This is a genomic window from Gemmatimonadaceae bacterium (assembly GCA_019752115.1).
Classification (GTDB): domain Bacteria; phylum Gemmatimonadota; class Gemmatimonadetes; order Gemmatimonadales; family Gemmatimonadaceae; genus Gemmatimonas.
Genome location: JAIEMN010000066.1, coordinates 1 through 17,264, shown reverse-complemented (window position 1 = coordinate 17,264; position 17,264 = coordinate 1). Strand labels below are relative to the sequence as shown.

Annotated in this window: 15 protein-coding genes; 5 read left to right on the top strand and 10 right to left on the bottom strand. The window is 67.8% G+C overall.

Features of this window, described 5'->3' with window-relative positions:
- Positions 1-141: 141 nt before the first annotated feature.
- Together K2R93_20585 and K2R93_20580 are read right to left on the bottom strand one after the other, a co-directional pair.
- Positions 142-2,574 (bottom strand): penicillin acylase family protein, encoded by a 2,433-nt coding sequence (locus K2R93_20585; protein MBY0492249.1) that lies wholly within the window; start codon positions 2,572-2,574, stop codon positions 142-144.
- A gap of 7 nt (positions 2,575-2,581) precedes the next feature.
- Entirely contained in the window at positions 2,582-3,595 is a 1,014-nt protein-coding gene (locus K2R93_20580; protein MBY0492248.1) for a nitronate monooxygenase, read from the bottom strand.
- 59 nt (positions 3,596-3,654) lie between these two features.
- On the opposite strand from K2R93_20580, the gene K2R93_20575 reads away from it, so the two are divergent.
- Both K2R93_20575 and K2R93_20570 read left to right on the top strand, forming a co-directional pair.
- A complete protein-coding gene (locus K2R93_20575; protein MBY0492247.1) occupies positions 3,655-5,166 on the top strand; it encodes an SDR family oxidoreductase in 1,512 nt (503 codons plus the stop codon).
- Positions 5,163-6,350, top strand: coding sequence for a glycosyltransferase (locus K2R93_20570; GenBank protein MBY0492246.1), 1,188 nt, complete (start codon positions 5,163-5,165; stop codon positions 6,348-6,350). The genes K2R93_20575 and K2R93_20570 overlap by 4 nt, the downstream gene beginning before the upstream one ends.
- A gap of 148 nt (positions 6,351-6,498) precedes the next feature.
- Here the strand turns inward: K2R93_20570 and K2R93_20565 are convergent, their stop codons facing one another.
- The 7 genes from K2R93_20565 to nosZ are packed head-to-tail and all read right to left on the bottom strand — an operon-like array spanning position 6,499 to position 13,140.
- The gene (locus K2R93_20565) at positions 6,499-6,966 is read right to left on the bottom strand and encodes a c-type cytochrome (protein MBY0492245.1); all 468 of its coding nucleotides are present in this window, start codon (positions 6,964-6,966) and stop codon (positions 6,499-6,501) included.
- A gap of 51 nt (positions 6,967-7,017) precedes the next feature.
- Positions 7,018-7,905, bottom strand: a complete 888-nt coding sequence (locus K2R93_20560) for an ABC transporter permease (protein MBY0492244.1) — start codon at positions 7,903-7,905, stop codon at positions 7,018-7,020.
- On the bottom strand, positions 7,902-8,648 hold the full coding sequence (locus tag K2R93_20555; GenBank protein ID MBY0492243.1) for an ABC transporter ATP-binding protein: 747 nt from the start codon (positions 8,646-8,648) through the stop codon (positions 7,902-7,904). The genes K2R93_20560 and K2R93_20555 overlap by 4 nt, the downstream gene beginning before the upstream one ends.
- The gene (locus K2R93_20550; GenBank protein MBY0492242.1) at positions 8,645-9,928 is read right to left on the bottom strand and encodes a nitrous oxide reductase family maturation protein NosD; all 1,284 of its coding nucleotides are present in this window, start codon (positions 9,926-9,928) and stop codon (positions 8,645-8,647) included. Before K2R93_20550 ends, K2R93_20555 begins: the two co-directional genes overlap by 4 nt.
- A gap of 7 nt (positions 9,929-9,935) precedes the next feature.
- A complete protein-coding gene (locus K2R93_20545; GenBank protein MBY0492241.1) occupies positions 9,936-10,451 on the bottom strand; it encodes a nitrous oxide reductase accessory protein NosL in 516 nt (171 codons plus the stop codon).
- Between the two features lie 10 nt (positions 10,452-10,461).
- Positions 10,462-11,121 (bottom strand): hypothetical protein, encoded by a 660-nt coding sequence (locus K2R93_20540; protein ID MBY0492240.1) that lies wholly within the window; start codon positions 11,119-11,121, stop codon positions 10,462-10,464.
- A gap of 9 nt (positions 11,122-11,130) precedes the next feature.
- Positions 11,131-13,140: a Sec-dependent nitrous-oxide reductase gene (gene nosZ, locus K2R93_20535; GenBank protein ID MBY0492239.1), complete on the bottom strand. Its 2,010-nt coding sequence runs from the start codon at positions 13,138-13,140 to the stop codon at positions 11,131-11,133.
- Positions 13,141-13,318: 178 nt separating this feature from the next.
- Here nosZ and K2R93_20530 point away from each other — a divergent pair, with 178 nt between their 5' ends.
- Positions 13,319-13,777, top strand: a complete 459-nt coding sequence (locus tag K2R93_20530) for an Rrf2 family transcriptional regulator (GenBank protein ID MBY0492238.1) — start codon at positions 13,319-13,321, stop codon at positions 13,775-13,777.
- A 3-nt stretch (positions 13,778-13,780) separates the two neighbouring features.
- Here the strand turns inward: K2R93_20530 and K2R93_20525 are convergent, their stop codons facing one another.
- Positions 13,781-15,109 carry a hypothetical protein gene (locus tag K2R93_20525; protein MBY0492237.1) on the bottom strand — a complete coding sequence of 443 codons (1,329 nt, stop codon included), beginning with the start codon at positions 15,107-15,109 and terminating at the stop codon, positions 13,781-13,783.
- A 270-nt stretch (positions 15,110-15,379) separates the two neighbouring features.
- Here K2R93_20525 and K2R93_20520 point away from each other — a divergent pair, with 270 nt between their 5' ends.
- Both K2R93_20520 and K2R93_20515 read left to right on the top strand, forming a co-directional pair.
- Positions 15,380-15,784 carry a P-II family nitrogen regulator gene (locus K2R93_20520; GenBank protein MBY0492236.1) on the top strand — a complete coding sequence of 135 codons (405 nt, stop codon included), beginning with the start codon at positions 15,380-15,382 and terminating at the stop codon, positions 15,782-15,784.
- A 2-nt stretch (positions 15,785-15,786) separates the two neighbouring features.
- Complete coding sequence (locus K2R93_20515) at positions 15,787-17,112, top strand: ammonium transporter (protein ID MBY0492235.1); 1,326 nt, start codon at positions 15,787-15,789, stop codon at positions 17,110-17,112.
- Positions 17,113-17,264: the final 152 nt, after the last annotated feature.

The window sequence follows — 17,264 nt, the reverse complement described above, 5'->3', positions numbered from 1 at the left end:
ATTGTGGTTTTAACTTACCGCCCCGCGCCCCCCGCGCCGCCGCGCCCCCGGGGGCGCGCGCCGTACCCGCGGCCGCCCGCCCCTGTGTTCTCTGTGACTCTGTGATCTCTGTGCGATCAGTTGAACTCACGACTCAAACTCTCACCGCGCCGGCGACAGCGTCACGATCTCCACACTCCGCGCGCGGATGGCGGCAGCGGAGAAGGGCAGGGGCACGTACTCGCCCTTCGCCCACAGCGGGAAGAGGTTGGCGTAGAAGGGGCTGCGCGGGTCGCCGCTCTGGCCGGGGGTGTTGGTGGCGATGGCCGCGTCCCAGTTGGCGAGGTCCATGACCACGCGGAAGCTCGCGCCCGCCGTCTGATTGTCGCTGTTGCCGGTCGCGTTGAGCGTGTTGGCATAGCCACCGCGCGCCAGCGGCCCCGGGGAGAGCACACGCCGCAGCGAGTCGTTCACCACGTTGTCGAGCGGATGCGCAATGCGGACGTAGTGGAACTTGGGGTCGCCGTAGCGCCAAGTGGCGAGATCCGCGCCGAAGCGGTTCCGGAGATCGGTCATCGCCTCGTTGAAGGCGCGGAAGAGAATGAAGTTGCGCGCATCGGTCGGGCGCTCGCCCAGAATCGTATCGGGGGTGGTGAGCCAGTCGATCGTGCGGCTGAGCGGCACGGTGCGGAGAAGCGGGCGCACCGAAAGCGGGAGCACCATGTCGGCCGTGTGGCTCGACAGGCGGCGTTCCCAGGCGGCATAGATCGCGGCGCCGCGCGAACTGATGCGCAGCACGCCGTCCCACGCCAGCAGCGTATCGCGCGCGGCCTTGGCGAGGGGCGAGGTCAGCTCGATGTCCTTGATCAGCGGCACCAGCTTGCGTGCCGCGATCGGGGTTTCGTCGTGCTGCAACGCGGCCATGCGCGGAATCGTGGCCTGCTTCGTGGTGTCGAGCACTTCCTGCAGCCGATCGTGCCGGAACGATTCTGCCCAGGTGCCGATGCCGATGGCGTCGAAGTGCGTGTAGTCGCGCGCCACATTGAACGCGTTGGCGGTGCCGACGTATCCGCGCGTGGGATTCGTTTCGTGCGGCAGCTGCGGAATGGGCAGGAGCCCCGCCCATTCGAACCGCCCGTCGCCCGGCACGGGCACCAGCCCGTCGTAGCTCTTCCGGATGGGCGCGACGCCCGCCGTCTGCCAGCCGATCGCGCCGCTCGTGTCGGCCCAGATCCAGTTGAGGGCCGGCATGCGCGCGTAGCTCAGGGCGGCGCGCGCTTCGGTCCATGTGCGCGCCTGGTCGAGGCGCAGGCTGGCGAGATACGGCGCGCCACCAGGCTCGAGCCATGCCGCGCGCAACGCCACCGCGCGATGCGCCGCGCTGTCCACATACAGCACCGGACCATGGCGCGTGTAGGCCAGCGTTGCGGTCTTGGGCGCGGCGCCTTTCACCGGAATCGACTCGCGGACCGTGCGCATCGGTTCCCACGCGCCGCGATACTTGTACGCGGCGTTCTTCGCATCGAGCTCGTAGACGTACAGATCTTCCGCGTCGATGGCAAAGATCGTGAGCCCCCACGCGCCCACCTCATTGTGGCCGATGGCCACGCCCGGGATCGCCGGCTCGCCGCCGCCGATGACGTTCCACCCCGGCGCCTTGAGGTGCACCATGTAGCGCAGGCTGGGCACGCTGATCGTGCGATGTGGATCGTTCGCGACGATCGGCTTGCCGCTCGCCGTGCGGGAGCCGGCCAGTACCCAGTTGTTGCTCTCCCAACGCTCCACCGTGGTATCCCGCGTGCCCGCGGAGTCGGCCCGCGGCGGGCGGCGCCACGCCGCGTCAAGCTCGGTCGCGCGGAAGGTGGGCACCGTACGCGACCCGTTGTAGTCGGCAAAGAGCGTGGCATCGGTCACGCCATCGAGCAGGCGCGCCACGGCGGAATCGAGCGCGAGGCGGCCACCATTCGGCAGGAAGCGCCGCCGCCGTGCCACCGCAGCCTCACCGATCGCCCGCACGGCGCGCGCGGTGCTGGCTTCATCGGTGGCGTTGTTCGCCAGCGCGTTGTGGCGCGAGACCACCACCGCCGGCGTCCAGTGCCCCGGCGTGATCCCGAGCGCCGCGAGATCCGGCGGCATCAGCGACGGATCGGCCTTTACCTCGTCCACGCGCGCATTGACGCCGTCCACGAAGGCCTGAATGATGCTCGCGCCGCGCGGATGGTAATGCGCCAGTTCGGTGACCATCGAGCCGCGATATGCCATGAGGCGCGCCGCGCGGTCGCGCGCCACCCAGCGCGGGCCCAGCGCTTCGGCCATCGTGCCGGTGGCCTGACGCCGCCACAACTCCAGCTGAAAGAGGCGATCGCGCGCCGCACTGTACCCCTGCGCGAAGAACAGGTCATGCTCGTTCTGCGCCTCGATGTGGACGATGCCGGCGCTGTCGCGGGTCAGCGTGATCGGCGCCCGGAGCCCGGCCATCGTCGTGGCCCGGGGGCGGAGTTGGGCGTGCGCGGTGCTGGCAACGAGTGCGGTCCAGAGCGCGGCCGCGAGCGCGACTGCGAGCGCGACCGCGGTGCGTGTCGATCGAAGGGACATCACTGCCTCAGGTGGTGAGCGCCGCCGCAAACTCCTGCACGATGGCAGCGGCGGGGCGGATCTCGTGAATCGCATCGACTGAGCGGCCGGCCTGCCAATAGTCGGCATTGGCGCCCTCGATGCTGGACTGCTTGAGCTGCCGAAGTGAACGCAGCGCGTAGAACGTGCGGATCCAATGCTTGGTCTTCCGCCCGCGGAAGAGCCAGCGCGATAGCGGCCCCACCGTGGTGCCGAGCCGCTCCACATACGGCGTGCGCAGCACGGACACCGGGACCCCTGTGAGCCGTTCCGTGAGCACCACATCACGCGACGTGGCGTTCACGATCGCCTGCTTGTAGCGCAGGTCGCTGTTGCACTCGGTCGTGGCGATGAAGCGCGTGCCGAGCTGCACGCCCGCATAGCCCATCGCCAGCAGGGCGCGAAACTGCTCGGCGTTGCCCACGCCGCCGGCGGCCACGACGGGGAGCCCCAGGTCGGCCACCTCATCCAGCAGCGCGCGTGGGTCGCGTGAACCGGTGTGCCCCCCCGCTTCGCGATTTACCGCCACGAGCCCGTCCACGCCCCCGTCGCGCCCCTTGAGCGCCCACTTCTTCTCGGTGATGTCGTGGTAGACCACCCCGCCGGCCGCGTGCACACGATCGGCGACCCACCGCGGATTTCCGAGCGACGTGAGGAAGAACCGCACCCCTTCCTCGAGCGCAATCTCGACCCAGCGCACCATGCGGTTGTGGTAGGTCTGGCTCGAGGCTTCAATCAGGGCATTGAAGCCAAAGGGCGCGCCGCCGCTCAGGCGCGCAATGAGGCGCAGCCCCTCGCGAAAGTCGTGGCCGTGCACATAGGTCAGCGAAATGGGCTGCACGATGCCCAGTCCGCCGGCGCCACTCACCGCGGCCACCAGCTCGGGGTTGCTGCAGGGGTACATCGGCCCACAGATGAGCGGCACCCGGATCTTCGCGTGTCGGGTGAGCGCGGTGTCGAGGCCCGGCGGGGACGGCACCGTGGGCGGAAGGGAAGCGACCATGGCACGAGCCTATCCGCCAAACCCTGTCGGCGCCACCGTGCCGGTGCCAGCTTATCCCGATGACCGTACTCGTGACCGGCGCCACGGGGTACATCGGCGGGCGACTCGCGGGCCGCCTCGTGGAGCGCGGCGTGCCGGTCCGGGTTCTGGTGCGCGATCCGCGCCGCATCCGCGGGCGCTGGTGGGAGCGCGAGGTCGAGGTCGTGGCCGGTGATCTCTTCGACGCCGCGTCACTCGAGCGCGCACTCGACGGGGTCGAGCAGGCGTACTACCTCGTGCACTCCATGTCGCGCGCCGACGACTACGCCGACCGCGATCGCATCGCCGCCCGCAACTTCGTGCACGCCGGGCGCCATCTGCGGCACTGCATCTACCTGGGCGGCCTGGTGCCCGCCGCCACGTCGGTGAGTGCGCATCTGCAGAGCCGCGGGGAAACCGGCGCGATTCTGCGCGAAGGGCTCCCCACCACCGAGTTCCGCGCCGGCCCCATCGTGGGGTCGGGCTCGGCGTCGTTCGAAATGGTCCGCTATCTCGCCGAACGGCTGCCGTTCATGGTGGCGCCCCGCTGGATCACGAACGCGGTGCAACCCATCGCGGTGCGCGATGTGCTCGCCTATCTGGTGCAGGCGCGCGAACACGAAGCGGCCGGCATCGTGGAGATCGGCGGCGCTGATGTGCTGAGCTTCGCACAGATGATCGAGCGCTACGCCGAGGTGCGTGGCCTCCCGCGCAAGGTCTTCCCGGTGCGGGGGATCACCCCGGCCATGGCGGCGCTCTGGATCGACAAGATCACCCCCATCCCCAAGCGGCTCGCGATGCCGCTGATGGAGGGGATCATCCATCCCGTCCTGGCCGACACGCAGAAGGCCATGGCGCTCTATCCCGACATTACGCCCATGCCGTATCGGCGGGCCGTGAAGCGGGCGCTCGTGCGCGTGGAGGAGCACTTCGTCGAGTCGCGCTGGAGCGACGCGCTCGGAAGCGGCGATGATTCCTATGAGCTGCGCGACCGGGAGGGGCTCAAGGAGGAGACGCGCACGATCTACGTGCCGGCCACCCCCGATCAGGTCTTTCGGGCGTTCTGTCGCATCGGGGGCGAGCAGGGGTGGCTCGTCTGGAACTCCCTGTGGCGCCTCCGGGGTTTTATCGATCGGATGCTGGGTGGCCCGGGGCTGCGCCGCGGCCGACGGGATCCCCAGGGGTTGTATCTTGGGGAAGTGGTGGACTTCTGGCGGGTGGAGATGGTGGAACGCCCGCGCATCCTCCGGCTCCGGGCCGAGTTCAAGGTGCCCGGGCAAGCCTGGCTGCAGTTCACGGCGGTGCCCGAAGGTCCCGGCACTCGACTCATTCAGACGGCGTTCTTCGCCCCGCGCGGGCTGCTCGGACTCCTTTACTGGTACGCGATGTATCCCGCTCACCTCTTCATTTTCGGCGACATGGCTCGTGCCCTCGCCCGTCTCGCGCTGGCGGAACCCGCCATCGCGCCCGAGCCGCGCGCGAGCGTGATCCCGGAAACGGGGGAGTACGTGGCGATCCCGGGCCCGGACGCCGCCGGCGAGGGCGCCCAATGAGCGAGGTGCTTCGTGGTGCCGGGCTCGCGCTGCTCGCTGTACAGGTGCCGCTGTTGCTGGTGCTGCTGGCGCGCCTGATGCCGGGGCGCAATCGCCGCCCCCCCATCGCACCACGCACCACCCCCCGGCGTGACACCACGGTCAGCGTGATTGTCGCCACGCTCAACGAGGCGCGGCGCATTGGCCCGTGCCTCGAGGGGCTGATGCAGCAGCAGGAGCCGCTGCTCGAGGTGCTGGTCGTCGACAGCCGCAGCACCGACGGTACGCGCGAACTGGTGGAAGCGGCGGCCGCCCGCGACCCGCGCATTCGCCTCATCACCGACGATCCCCTCCCGGCCGGCTGGGTCGGTAAGGTGTGGGCGCTCGAGACCGGTCTGCGCGAAGCGCGCGGCGAATGGGTGCTCGGCATCGACGCCGATACCGTGCCCGCGCCCGGTCTGGTGGGCGCCGTGGTCGACGCCGTGGAGCAGGATCGCTACGACGTGGCGAGCTTCTCGCCGCAGTTTCGCGATCAGACGCCCACCGAGCGCTTCGTGCAGCCGGCGATGCTCGTCACGCTCGTCTATCGCTGCGGCGCCGCCGGCGCCAAGCAGCCGCCGCCGGATCGTGTGCTCGCCAACGGGCAGTGCTTTGTCTCGCGTCGTGACCTGCTGGTGCGCCACGGCGGCTATGCGCCGGCGCGGGCGAGCTTCTGCGACGACGTGACGCTCGCGCGGCATCTCGCCGCGAACGGCGCGCGCGTTGGCTTTCTCGACGGCTCGAAGATCATCCAGGTGAGCGCCTATACGTCGCTCGCCGAGATGTGGCGCGAGTGGGGGCGCAGCTTCGATCTCAAGGACGCCACGCCGGTCTGGCGCCGGTGGCTCGATGTCGCGCTCGTGTGGGCCGTGCAGGCGCTGCCGCTGCCATTCCTGCTCGTCGCCGGTCTCTTCGCCCTCGCCGGCGTGGTGCCCGAACATGGCGGGCAGAACGAGATGCTCTGGCAGGCGCTGCTGCTCGTGAACGGCTCCGCGCTCTTCATTCGCCTCTTCATGCTCTGGGCCCTGCGCGGCTGCTACGCCGAACGCGGGTGGAGCTTCTGGTGCTCGTGGCTGTCGGACATCGCGGCGGCGTGGCGGCTCACGCTGAGCACGGCGAAGGTGCCGAAGGCGTGGAGAGGCAGACAGTACGAGGCACTGGCGTAGCGGGGAGAGCGCTCGACGCAGTCGAGCGCACACGCCGGTGTGTGCTCGTCACGGGCACTGTTCTTCAGGGGCCAGGGGGAAGCGATCAGGAGGGAGTGGTACTTCCCCCTGACGTCTTCCCCCTGGCTTCTGAGTTCCGATGCCCGAATCACATCTTGTGACTCAATGAATAGACGTAGGCCGCTACGGCTCTATGCTGTGCTGCATCGAGCGGCGCACCACCAAATGGGGGCATCACGCCGCTGAACCGCTTCGGGGCCATCACGCCGCTCTTGATCGTGTTGTAGATCCCCTCGAAGCTGCCGTCGCTGTGGAGCCACTCGGCGTCGGTGAGATTCGGCGCGACGGTACCCTGATCGGCCTTGGGGCCGTGACACGCCTGGCAGGACGCGGCACCCTTGAGACCGTGAAAGACCGAGTCGCCGAGGGCGATCTCGGCCGGCGTGATGCTCTTGGGGTCCATCGAGGTGGAGACGGAGGGCGTGGCCGAGGCACCGCCACCGCTGGCGCTGCTTTCGCCGCTGGCGGCCTTATCGTCGCCGCCGCAGGCAGCGAGGAGGGTGAGTGCGCCGGCGGCGGCCAGCGTCGTCAGGGACAGCGAAGAGAAGCGGCGCATGAAATCTCCAGCATGGGGCGTGAGAGGCAGAGGGGGGGGTATCAGGCGAAGTCAGAAGTCGCGGCGCGCAAACGCGCGCTGAGCGAGCCAGGCGGGGAGACCGATCCAGAGCAGCAGACCACCAATCGCGGCCATCGTGCCGATCGCGCTGCCAAGGAAGCGGTGGAGAATGGCCCCGGTGTATCCCATGAGTGCCGCGGCATCGCTATGCAGCACGATGAGCGAACGCGCGAGATCCACCGGATTGCCGAGCATGAGCCCGAGCATCGGCTTCTCGAGGGCGTAGTCCGACCACGTCGTCGAGACGAGAAGCACCACGGCATCGTAGCCCACGGTGAGCAGCAGCCACACCATGAGCCCGAGCATCACGCTGCGTAGGCGATCATCGACCCGAATACCCACGAGCAGCGCGAGGCCGCCAAAGACGAACGTGAGCGCGATGCCGCCGCCAATGGTCGAGCCCAGCAGCGCCATGCTCTCGGGCGCGAGCGCCCGATGCGCCGCCAGCGGGAGCAGCACACCCAGCGCGAAGGCCGTGGCGAGCGGCAGCACCAGGCTGAGGTAAAGCCCGACGAAGAGCGACCGGCGCGGCACCGGCTGCGCGAGCAGCAGCTCGTTGAACTCGCGCGAGGCATGCCAGCTGATGATCCCGAACATAATCGTCACGAGCGGCACCACCAGCAGCACCAGATCGAGCAGTGTCGTGAGGGTTCGCGCGGCGGTGCCGGTCAGGCGCAGCACGCTTTCCGTGAGTAGCAGCGTGCCTGCACCAAAGACCAGCACGCCGCGGTTGCGGGTAACGTTGCGCAGTTCATGGCGAAGCACCGTCCCTACCACGGAACGGGAACGGGAGCGGGACGGCGTTGCGCGCACCACATCGGAGGCGTGGCGCACCGTTGCTGGTGATTCCTCGAGCACAAATGCCGGGGCGAGAGTCATGCGGCCACCTCGTCACGCGACGTCCGACGCATGAGTTGAGCGATGGCACGCTCGAGCGTCTCGGCATCGGTGCGCGCCATGAGGTCATCGAGCGCGCCGGTCCAGCGCACCTGACCCTCATGCAGAAACACCACGCGATCGGCGAGTTCCTCGAGCTCACTCAAGATATGCGAGGTAATCACCACTGCTCGTCCCTCACTGCGCACCGCGCGAATCTTGTCCTTGAGCACGCTGCTCGCGATCGGATCGAGACCGGCGGTGGGTTCATCGAGGAGCAGCAGATCGGGGACGAACAGAAATGCGGCCGCCGCATTGAGACGCTGGCGCTGACCGCCTGAAAGGGCACGCGCGGCTTGTCCCAGCATCGGCTGGAGATCGAACGCGTCGATGAGCGAGCGATCACGTGCGCCTTCGCCACGGAAATCTTCCAGCAGCGTGAGTACATCGCCGGCCGTGAAGGACTCCGGAAAGCGCGGCGTCTGCGGCATGTAGCCAATACGTGCGCGGTGTGCGATGGCGCCCGCCGTATCGGCCCCGTCAAAGCGGATGGTGCCGCTGTCGGGTCGCACCAGCCCGAGCAGCGATTTGTTGAGCGTGGTCTTGCCGGCGCCGTTGGGGCCGATGATTGCGGTGACGGCACCGCGCGGCAGGTCGAGATCGACACCGCGCAACACGGTGCGGACACCGTATCGCTTGGTTAAACCGCGCACCTCCACCAGGGACGGCATGAGCGGGGTCGTCATGGCAGGCTCCGTGGCGCTCGCATCAGCGGGGCGCCATCACGCAGGGTTTCGGGGGTGAGTGTCGGGACGACCCGTTCAGCGACATCGAGGACGTCCACCAGCAGGCTCCGCACCAGTACGAGCGCCGACGGCGACTGCTGCACCAGCAGGGCAAAGAGGCGCACGGGCGCGTGCGGGACATCACCCACGCCATCGTGGTTGAGATCGTAGCCGCGATAGCGATCCCACCAGTTGTTGCGGAACGTGCTGTAGTTGCTGCGGCTGTTGGTGCCCACATCGAACACGTTCCCCTGGAACGCGTTGCCGTGGAGCTGGTTGTCCTGCGCATCGGCGAGCACCCGCACGGCCCAGCCGTTGCGCACGAAGTCGTTGTCCGCCACATCGTTGCGGTTGGCGCCTTCCATGTGCAGCCCGACCGAGTTGTCGATGAACTGATTGCGCTGGATCTTGCTGTCGCTGATCTCTTTGAGCAGCAGGCCGTAGCTGGCACTGCCCCGGCTGCGCTCGAAGTGATTGTCGGTAATGGCCACATGCTTGGCATACATCACCGCGACGCCGGACTCATTGTCGCGAAAGGTGTTGCCTTCGTAGCGGCAGGAGTCGGAGAACATGAAGTGCAGCCCGTAGCGATGGCTCTGCTCGCTGATGTTGCGGCGCGCCACGCTGCCCACGGTGAACTCGAAGTAGATGCCGTCACGGTGTCCGCGCACGACATTGTCCTCGAAGAGGATGTCGCGGCCGTTCCACGAGTGGAGGCCGTTGCCGGTGACGGTCTGCGACCCGGCAAGCCCGATGAGCGTATTGCGACGCACGATGCAGTGTCGCGCGCGCTGGAGGTACACGCCAAAGAGCGTGTTCTCAAAGCGGTTGCCTTCGATGAGGCAGTCGGCCGCCTCGACCACGCGCAGGGCGGCGCGGTCGGTGGCCTGGCTGGTGCCGGTGTTCCGGAAGAGCAGCCCGCGCACCGTCACCGAATCGGCGCCGATGCCAAGAATCTCGTGCTGCCCCTGTCCGTCGAGAATCGCGCCCGGCTCACCGACGAGTGTGAGCGGCGTCCGAATGGCAATGGGCGGCTCCCGATAGACGCCGGCCTCCACGCGCACCGTGGCATGGCGCGGGGCGGCCGCGACGGCGGCCGTCAGCGTGCGCATCGCGCCGGGACGCGTGGCCGACACCCAGATCGTATCGCTGATGGACGCCGGCGCGCGCTGCGCCGCCGCCGGTGCCCCCGCACAGGCGACCGCGAGCAACCCGTGCAGCACGCACGCGGCGGTGATCATCCCCCGCTCAATCACCGGCCGGCTCCCACGTGACCGGTCGCACGATCTGACCATGCCTCGGCGCCAAGCCCAGCTTGGTCCGCGACTGCGTCAACACGTCGGTCCAGCTCACACTGCGGCCGCCGAAGCGGGCCGCCAGACTGGCTTCGGTGGAATCGGCCGAGAAAGCGGCCAACTCGCGCCCCATCGGCGAACGCAGCTGACTGCTCTGTACAAATCGCGCCTTCCGCGCGTCGAGCCAATGGCTTGGATGATCGAAGTCCGCCACCCAGATGCCCTGCGGCGCGAGCGCCGGAGCCAGTGTGGCCACGTAGGACGCGGCACACTCGATCGAGTCGAACGTCTCCAGACGACCCTTGGCCGTCTTCACGAGCGCGCCGAAGCGCACATCGTCGATGGTCATGCGACAATACCCGCAGGCGTCGGTACCCGGGACGAGCGGCCGCAGGTCGCTGTCGCAGGCGATGGCGGTGGCCAGCGACAGCAGCAGGGCGGCGTGGCGAACGGTAGCGGCGACGCGCATGGCGGCCTCCTCAGCGATGCGTGAGCACGGGCGCGTCGTCCGACATCCGCGCGGCGCGCGGCTCCGGTGCACGCCGGCTCGGCGTGGGCTGCGTCGCGCCGCCACCGAGTACCGCCGCGCCGGCAGCCAACACCACCGCGGCGATGGCCAACACGCCACCCGTGGCGGGCAACGACGTGGCCGTGAAGTTGAGCAACTGCTTGCTGCCAATGAGCGGCGGCTGATACGACATCCCGGGCACCTTGATCGGGGCGTGTTCGAGATCGAGGTGATGCCCGTAGTCGTACTCCCACTTCCAGAAGTCCACGAGCCCCACGAGCGCCGCCGCCACGAGGGCCAGCGCCCACGCCTGGAGCAGGCGGCGGCGCCCGAGGGCCGCGACCAGCAGCCCGAGGGCACTCATGGCAAGAATGCCTGGGCGCATGATGGCGAGCTCGGGAATCGCATCCGGCACGATCGTCTGCATGCCGATGTAGTGATTGAGCCCGTTGATGTTCTGCAGGTCGTTCGCGCCCACGCCCGTGACCGTGTGGGCCCAGATGTACATGCCGAGCCCCTCGGGATACTGCGGCGCGATGAGCGACACCGACCACAGCGGGAAGAGCAGGGCGCTCGCCAGCAGCAGGGCGGCGAGGGCGGTGAGCCAGCGATTCAGGCGTGGGGCGAACATGACCGTCTCCTAGTGCTTGAACTTCTCGGCGCGGGCCGCCTGCCCCTGCGCCTTCACCGTGTTGGCCATCAGCGGCACACTCGAGCCCACCGGCGACACGCGAACGTATCCCTGCATTTCCTGGTGGAGCGCCGAGCAGAAGTCGGTGCAGTACATCGGGTACACGCCGAGCGCCTTCGGCACCCACTTGAGCGTGCGCGTCTCACCGGGCATGATCAGCAGCTCGGCGTTGGTCGCGCCCTGAATGGCAAAGCCGTGCGGGATGTCCCAGTCCTGCTCGAGGTTGGTGATGTGGAAGAGCACGGTGTCACCGACCTGCACGCCCTCGATGTTGTCGGGCGAGAAGTGCGAACGGATCGCGGTCATGCGGACATGCACCACCTTGCCGCTGCGCGAGACGCCCGTCTCCGGTTCCGACTTCGTGGCCATCGGGTGCTTGTTGTCGGCAATGCTGTAGAACTTCTTCTGGATCGCCTGCACCTTCGAGGCCAGGATGGCGTTGGCGTAGTGCGGCTCGCCCACGGTGGGGAAGTCGAGCAGCAGTTTCATCTTCTCGCCGGAGATGTCGTAGAGCTGCGCTGACTGGGCGAGCTCTGGACCCGTCGGGAGGTAGCGGTCCTTGGTGATCTTGTTCATCGCGACGAGGTACTTGCCACTCGGCTTTGTCGTGGCGCCACCGGGGATCATCAGGTGCCCGATCGAGTAGTACGTTGGCGCCCGATCCACAATCTCCCACGTCCCCAGCTTCCACTTCACGACTTCGCTGGAGATGAACAGCGATGTATAGGCGTAGCCCTTGCCGTCGAATTCCGTGTGGAGTGGGCCAAGCCCCGGATCCTTCACTTCACCGGCCAGGATCGCGTCGTACTTGAGGACGGGGATGCCGTCGACTGCGGTTTCGAACGCCTTGTCGGCGATGGCCTTCTGGATCTTCGCGAATGAATGCACCGGGATCACGGTGGCGAGCTTGCCGCCGGCCACGATGTACTCGCCGCTCGGGTCCACGTCGGCGCCGTGCGGCGACTTGGGGGTCGGCAGGAAGTAGATGGAGTTGGGGCAGGAGGCCGGTGTAAGCACGCGAACCTGCTTCTTGAACTCGGTCGTCGCGACGCGCGTGAACTCATCCATCACGTTGTGCGCATAGTTCGCGGGCCACAGTTCACCCTTCCCGGCCGTGGCGCACGCTTCGAGCGACTTCCAGTTCACCGCCGCAATGAAGTCCTTGTCGGCCTTCGACGCGTTCACCTCGAGCTTCTCGTACGCCTGCTCCGAGTTGTACGACGTGAAGAACATCCAGTCCTTGCTCGGGCCCTTGCCGGCGCGTGCCAGGTCGTAGTCGTAGCCCGGGACGAGGAGCTGGAAGGCGACGTCCATCTTGCCCGGTTCGCTCGCCTTCACGAAGGAGATCGTGCCCTTGAACGCCTTCTTGTAGTCGGCGATCGGCACGTCGGCCTGCGGAATCGGCAGCGAGAAGCGCGTCGAGGCGATCGTGTATTCGGTGTTCGACGTGATGAACGGCGAGCCGTGATTGCCACCCGAGTTCGGGATCTGGAGAATCTCCTCCGTCTCGAACGTCGCCAGGTTCACCCGACCGATGCGCGGCGTGTTGTTGGCGTTCACGAAGAGCCACCGGCCGTCATCTTCGCCATTCGTCTGCGACAGCGCGGTATGGTGGAGATCGTCCCACGGGATGTTGCCGAAGCTCGTCTCGAGCATCGGCTTGGTCTCTTCGGAGTAGCCGTAGCCATTCTCCGGGAACTGTGAGAACACGGGCACGATCTTGAGCAGGCGCCCGGAGGGCAGGCCGTACACCCCGACCTGGCCGCTGAAGCCCCCGCTGAGGAATGCGTAGAACTCGTCCTTCTGACCCGGCGCGACGTACACCTTGGAGGCGGCGTCCGCGGCGCCAATGGTGCCGGCAGCCTGCTTGCTCGCCGGCGCGCAGGCAAAGCCGTACGCGACGGTGGCAACAACGGAGGCCGCGGCGAGGAACCAGCCGGTGCGGCGTGTGACAGACATGAGTGCGGTACTCCGCAAGAGTTGATGGGGCGCAACGCGGGGGGGATCCTGTTTCGGCTATCCCCGCGTGCACGATCATACTCGTATATCGAATACAATTAAAAAGTCGGACATCTTCCCCAGCTTTGCCGGGGGTTTCCCGACGCAGGGACGGGACTTTCGTGACACATTTCGTCCCATGCGTCTCACCCGCTTCTCCGACAACGCGCTCCGCTGCCTCATCGTCCTCGGGTTGGAACCCGAGCGGTGCATCACGGTGCATGTCATCGCCGAGCGCATGAACATGTCGTACGAGCATCTGGTGAAGATCGTCCAGCGGCTCGCCGAGCTCGGCTACGTGGAGACCGTGCGCGGACGTCATGGCGGCGTGCGCCTCGCGAAGCCGGCCGTGGACATCCGCATCGGGCAGCTCATCCGGGAGACGGAAGAGAATCTCACGCTCGTCGAGTGTTTCGAGCCCGATCACAACACCTGCCCCATCTCCTCCGGGTGCCGGCTCGCGGGCTATCTGGATGAAGCCCTGGGTGCGTTTCTGTCCGTGCTGGATGCACGCACGCTGGCGGATGTGATCGAACCGCGGGCGAGTCTCGTGCCGCTGCTACGTGGAATGGAGCGAACCCCGACGTCGGTCAACTGACCCTCATCGGGCGGCGCGCATCGGTACCTCGGGCGCGGCGGGCCAGCGCCCCCGGATGTACATCTGCGCGTAGTTCGCGGCGGTGAGCAGGACGCCACTGCTCCAGAGCAAGGCAGAGACGCGGGTCGCGATCGCGTCGCCACGCACCACACTGGTCGCGATGCCACTCCATCCGAGCGTCAGCAGCAGCGCGCTGGCGTACTGCCAGTCGTCGTGCAGCAGTCGATTGGGGGTCCCGCGGGCGCGGACCCCCGGCATGACGGGCGCGAGGCGCATGTAGCTCATGTGCGGCAGGATCTTGGCGGCCACGCCCACCACCAGTGTCGCGAGCCAGCCCAGGAGCAGCACGGCCACCAGTGCGACCCAATGCGTGAAGGCGAATCCGTCGCCGACCAGCAGCCACGCGCCAAGCGGCACGCTCGCGCCGAGCGCGACGAAGGCGGACGCGATGTGGCAAAGCGCCGGATCGAGCGACCGGGTGCGCCGCCGGAACCAGCGGACACCAAGCAGCACCCCGAGGCCGCCCGCGCCCAGCAGGCACCCGCCACCCGCCACGCGCAGCAACGGCCAGCCGCCGACGGCGCCGGTGCCGAACAGCACCAGCCCGAGCACGGTGGACCAGAGCTGCGCCGCCAGCCAGCGCGCGTCATCACCGGGGCCGTTCAGAAAGGTGGGGAGCATCCGGCTGCCGACGCCGATGACGGTCAGTGTGCCGAAACCGGCGAGCCCGAGCAGCAGGTGGGTCGCGAGCAGGGAGAGCCGGTCCACATGCCACCAGCCAAGGGTCTCTCCCAGGCGGGCACTCGCGACGAGCAGGCCGGCACCGAGGGCCGCCTGTGCGACCGTCACGAACAGCCCCACCGTCTGACCGTGCACCGAGTCGCGGCGCGCGCGCAGGATATTGCGGCTCACGGCGAAGACGGCGCTCAGAATGAGCAGCCACCCCAGCCCCTGTAGCGGGCCGCTCCAGCGGAAGAAACCGAGCACCAAGCAGGCGACGCCGCTCTGCATCAGGCCGAAGGCCCAGTCGCCCAGTCGCACGCTGCGGAGCGGCACGCCGAGTCCGCCGGGCACGAACTGCTGCAGGGTGCCGAAGATCGCGGTGGCGACCACGCCCAGCATGAGGACGTGGACCAGGGCAAAGACTGGAGCCTCGAAGACCGCGCCCTGTGCCAGACGCGGGGCGAGCCAGACCAGCAGCGCCGACCCGATCAGGAGCCAACCGAGCGCCGCGGCGAAGTGCATTGCGGGGAGGCGGAAGGGTGGCGTGGTGACCGCGCCCCCGGTGATGGGGAGCGGCGTTCGGGGCCGCTGAATACTTGCTTGTGTCATACAACAATAAATGACGCCGGTCGATCGCGTGCGGCGTCGGCGGAATCCTGACGTCGCGCCGCGTTCCGCTGTCCCAATTGTGTTCGGCATTTATTCGCAATACAACACCGGCTCAGTGCGTTGCTCTTCAAAACGTGCGTGATTTGCACAAAATGCCGCGCGAATTGCTGCTTCCGCTTCAGTTTTTGGGCCGATCGCGCGAACTTTCCTGTTGATCCTGCAGTTCAGGTAGCGCTGGCCCCGGCGCCAGTCTTCCCACGTCCCCATCGCATGAAGCTCATCGTTGCAGTCATCCGGCCGGAGAAGCTGGCTGACGTGAAGCGCGCCCTCTTTCAGGTCGGCGTGACCGGCATGACGCTCTCCCGCGTCAGCGGCCACGGCGGGGAGCGCGACGTCGTGCAGCAGTATCGCGGCGAGCAGGTGGTGCTCGAGTTCCACGAAAAGGTCCGCATCGAGATGGCCTGCTCCGAGGAGTTCGTGGAGCGCACCATCCAGGCGATCTGCGAGGGCGCCCGCACCGGCGAGGTCGGCGACGGCAAGATCTTCGTGATGCCGCTCGATCACACGGTCCGCATCCGCACCGGCGAGCGCGACAACGACGCGCTGACCGCCGTCAACGCCGACGAAGTCATGCGCAAGACGCAGCTCGAATTCCCCGTTCCCACCCAGCGCTGAGGATGCCTGTGCCACAAGTCTCTGCCGGTGATACGGCCTGGGTGCTGATCAGCACCGCGCTCGTCATGCTCATGGTGCCGGGGCTCGCCTTCTTTTACGGCGGGCTGGTGAAGAACAAGAGCGCGCTCAACACCATGCTCATGAGCCTCGCTGCGCTCGCCGTGGTCACGGTGCAGTGGGTGCTCTTCGGGTACTCGCTCGCCTTCGGCCCGGGCTCCTCGTGGATCGGCGGGCTCGCCTGGTTCGGCTTCAAGGGCGTGACGGGCGCCCCGAATCCGACCTACACGGCGGCGGTGCCGCATGTGCTCTTCGCCGCGTTTCAGGCGATGTTCGCGGGCATTACCGTGGCGCTGTTCTCGGGCGCGATCATCGATCGCATCCGCTTCGCCGCGTATCTGGTGTTCGGGCTATTGTGGACGACGCTGATCTATGATCCGCTTGCCCACTGGGTCTGGGGCGACGGCGGCTGGCTGCGCACGCTCGGCGCGCTCGACTTTGCCGGGGGGACGGTGGTGCACATCAGCGCCGGTATCACGGCGCTCGTGGCCGCGATCTTCCTCGGCCCTCGTCGCGACTTCAAGAAGGTGCCGAACGTGCCGCACAATGTGCCGTTCACGCTGCTCGGCGCCGGCATGCTCTGGTTCGGGTGGTTCGGCTTCAACGCCGGGTCGGCGCTGGCCGCCGACGGCATCGCCGCCAACGCGCTCGTGACGACGCACAGCGCCGCCGCGGCGGCGCTGTGCACGTGGGTGCTGCTCGAGTATCTCAAGGGCGGCCGGGCCACGGCCGTCGGCGCGGCGACTGGCGCGGTCGTGGGCCTCGTGGCGATCACCCCGGCGGCGGGCTTCGTGACGCCGGCCGCGGCGCTGCTCATCGGCGCGATGGCCGCCCCCTGCTCGTTCTTCGCGCTGCACTATCGCCCCAAGACGTCGGTCGATGACACGCTCGACGTCTTCGCCTGCCACGGCGTGGCCGGCATCATGGGCGCGCTGCTGACCGGCGTCTTTGCCACCAAGACGGTGAACCCGGCCGGCCAGGACGGTCTCCTCTACGGCAACCCCGCGCTCCTCGGGATCCAGGCCGCCGCGGTCGGCGCCACGATCCTGTTCGCCGCGGTCGCGAGCCTCGCGATCCTGTCGGCGCTCAAGCTGGTCATGCCGCTTCGCGTGGGCGTCGAAGCCGAGATCCAGGGGATCGACATCGCCGAGCACGGCGAGGAAGCGTACCACGACAGCGACCTCTCCGATCTGAGCGCCCGCGTCTCGCCGCTGAGCGATGCCGTGGTGCTGCCGGCGGCGGAGTTGGGGTGGATGCGGAAGACGGCGTAAACAACCCGTGAACCCCAAACCATAGAACCCCCAACCCCGAACTCAGGCGTGTCCGGTTAGAAGTTGAAGAGTGACAACTGGTTAGCGATTTCGGGCGATTCGAGCTCCAGCGACGACGGCGTAAGTAGTTGCTGGAGCTCGACTTTCTCGCC

Coding starts and splice junctions, on each gene's coding strand:
- K2R93_20585 (MBY0492249.1), bottom strand. CDS start 2,574: ATGTCCCTTCGATCGACACGCACCGCGGTCGCGCTCGCAGTCGCGCTC.
- K2R93_20580 (MBY0492248.1), bottom strand. CDS start 3,595: ATGGTCGCTTCCCTTCCGCCCACGGTGCCGTCCCCGCCGGGCCTCGAC.
- K2R93_20575 (MBY0492247.1), top strand. CDS start 3,655: ATGACCGTACTCGTGACCGGCGCCACGGGGTACATCGGCGGGCGACTC.
- K2R93_20570 (MBY0492246.1), top strand. CDS start 5,163: ATGAGCGAGGTGCTTCGTGGTGCCGGGCTCGCGCTGCTCGCTGTACAG.
- K2R93_20565 (MBY0492245.1), bottom strand. CDS start 6,966: ATGCGCCGCTTCTCTTCGCTGTCCCTGACGACGCTGGCCGCCGCCGGC.
- K2R93_20560 (MBY0492244.1), bottom strand. CDS start 7,905: ATGACTCTCGCCCCGGCATTTGTGCTCGAGGAATCACCAGCAACGGTG.
- K2R93_20555 (MBY0492243.1), bottom strand. CDS start 8,648: ATGACGACCCCGCTCATGCCGTCCCTGGTGGAGGTGCGCGGTTTAACC.
- K2R93_20550 (MBY0492242.1), bottom strand. CDS start 9,928: ATGATCACCGCCGCGTGCGTGCTGCACGGGTTGCTCGCGGTCGCCTGT.
- K2R93_20545 (MBY0492241.1), bottom strand. CDS start 10,451: ATGCGCGTCGCCGCTACCGTTCGCCACGCCGCCCTGCTGCTGTCGCTG.
- K2R93_20540 (MBY0492240.1), bottom strand. CDS start 11,121: ATGTTCGCCCCACGCCTGAATCGCTGGCTCACCGCCCTCGCCGCCCTG.
- nosZ (MBY0492239.1), bottom strand. CDS start 13,140: ATGTCTGTCACACGCCGCACCGGCTGGTTCCTCGCCGCGGCCTCCGTT.
- K2R93_20530 (MBY0492238.1), top strand. CDS start 13,319: ATGCGTCTCACCCGCTTCTCCGACAACGCGCTCCGCTGCCTCATCGTC.
- K2R93_20525 (MBY0492237.1), bottom strand. CDS start 15,109: ATGACACAAGCAAGTATTCAGCGGCCCCGAACGCCGCTCCCCATCACC.
- K2R93_20520 (MBY0492236.1), top strand. CDS start 15,380: ATGAAGCTCATCGTTGCAGTCATCCGGCCGGAGAAGCTGGCTGACGTG.
- K2R93_20515 (MBY0492235.1), top strand. CDS start 15,787: ATGCCTGTGCCACAAGTCTCTGCCGGTGATACGGCCTGGGTGCTGATC.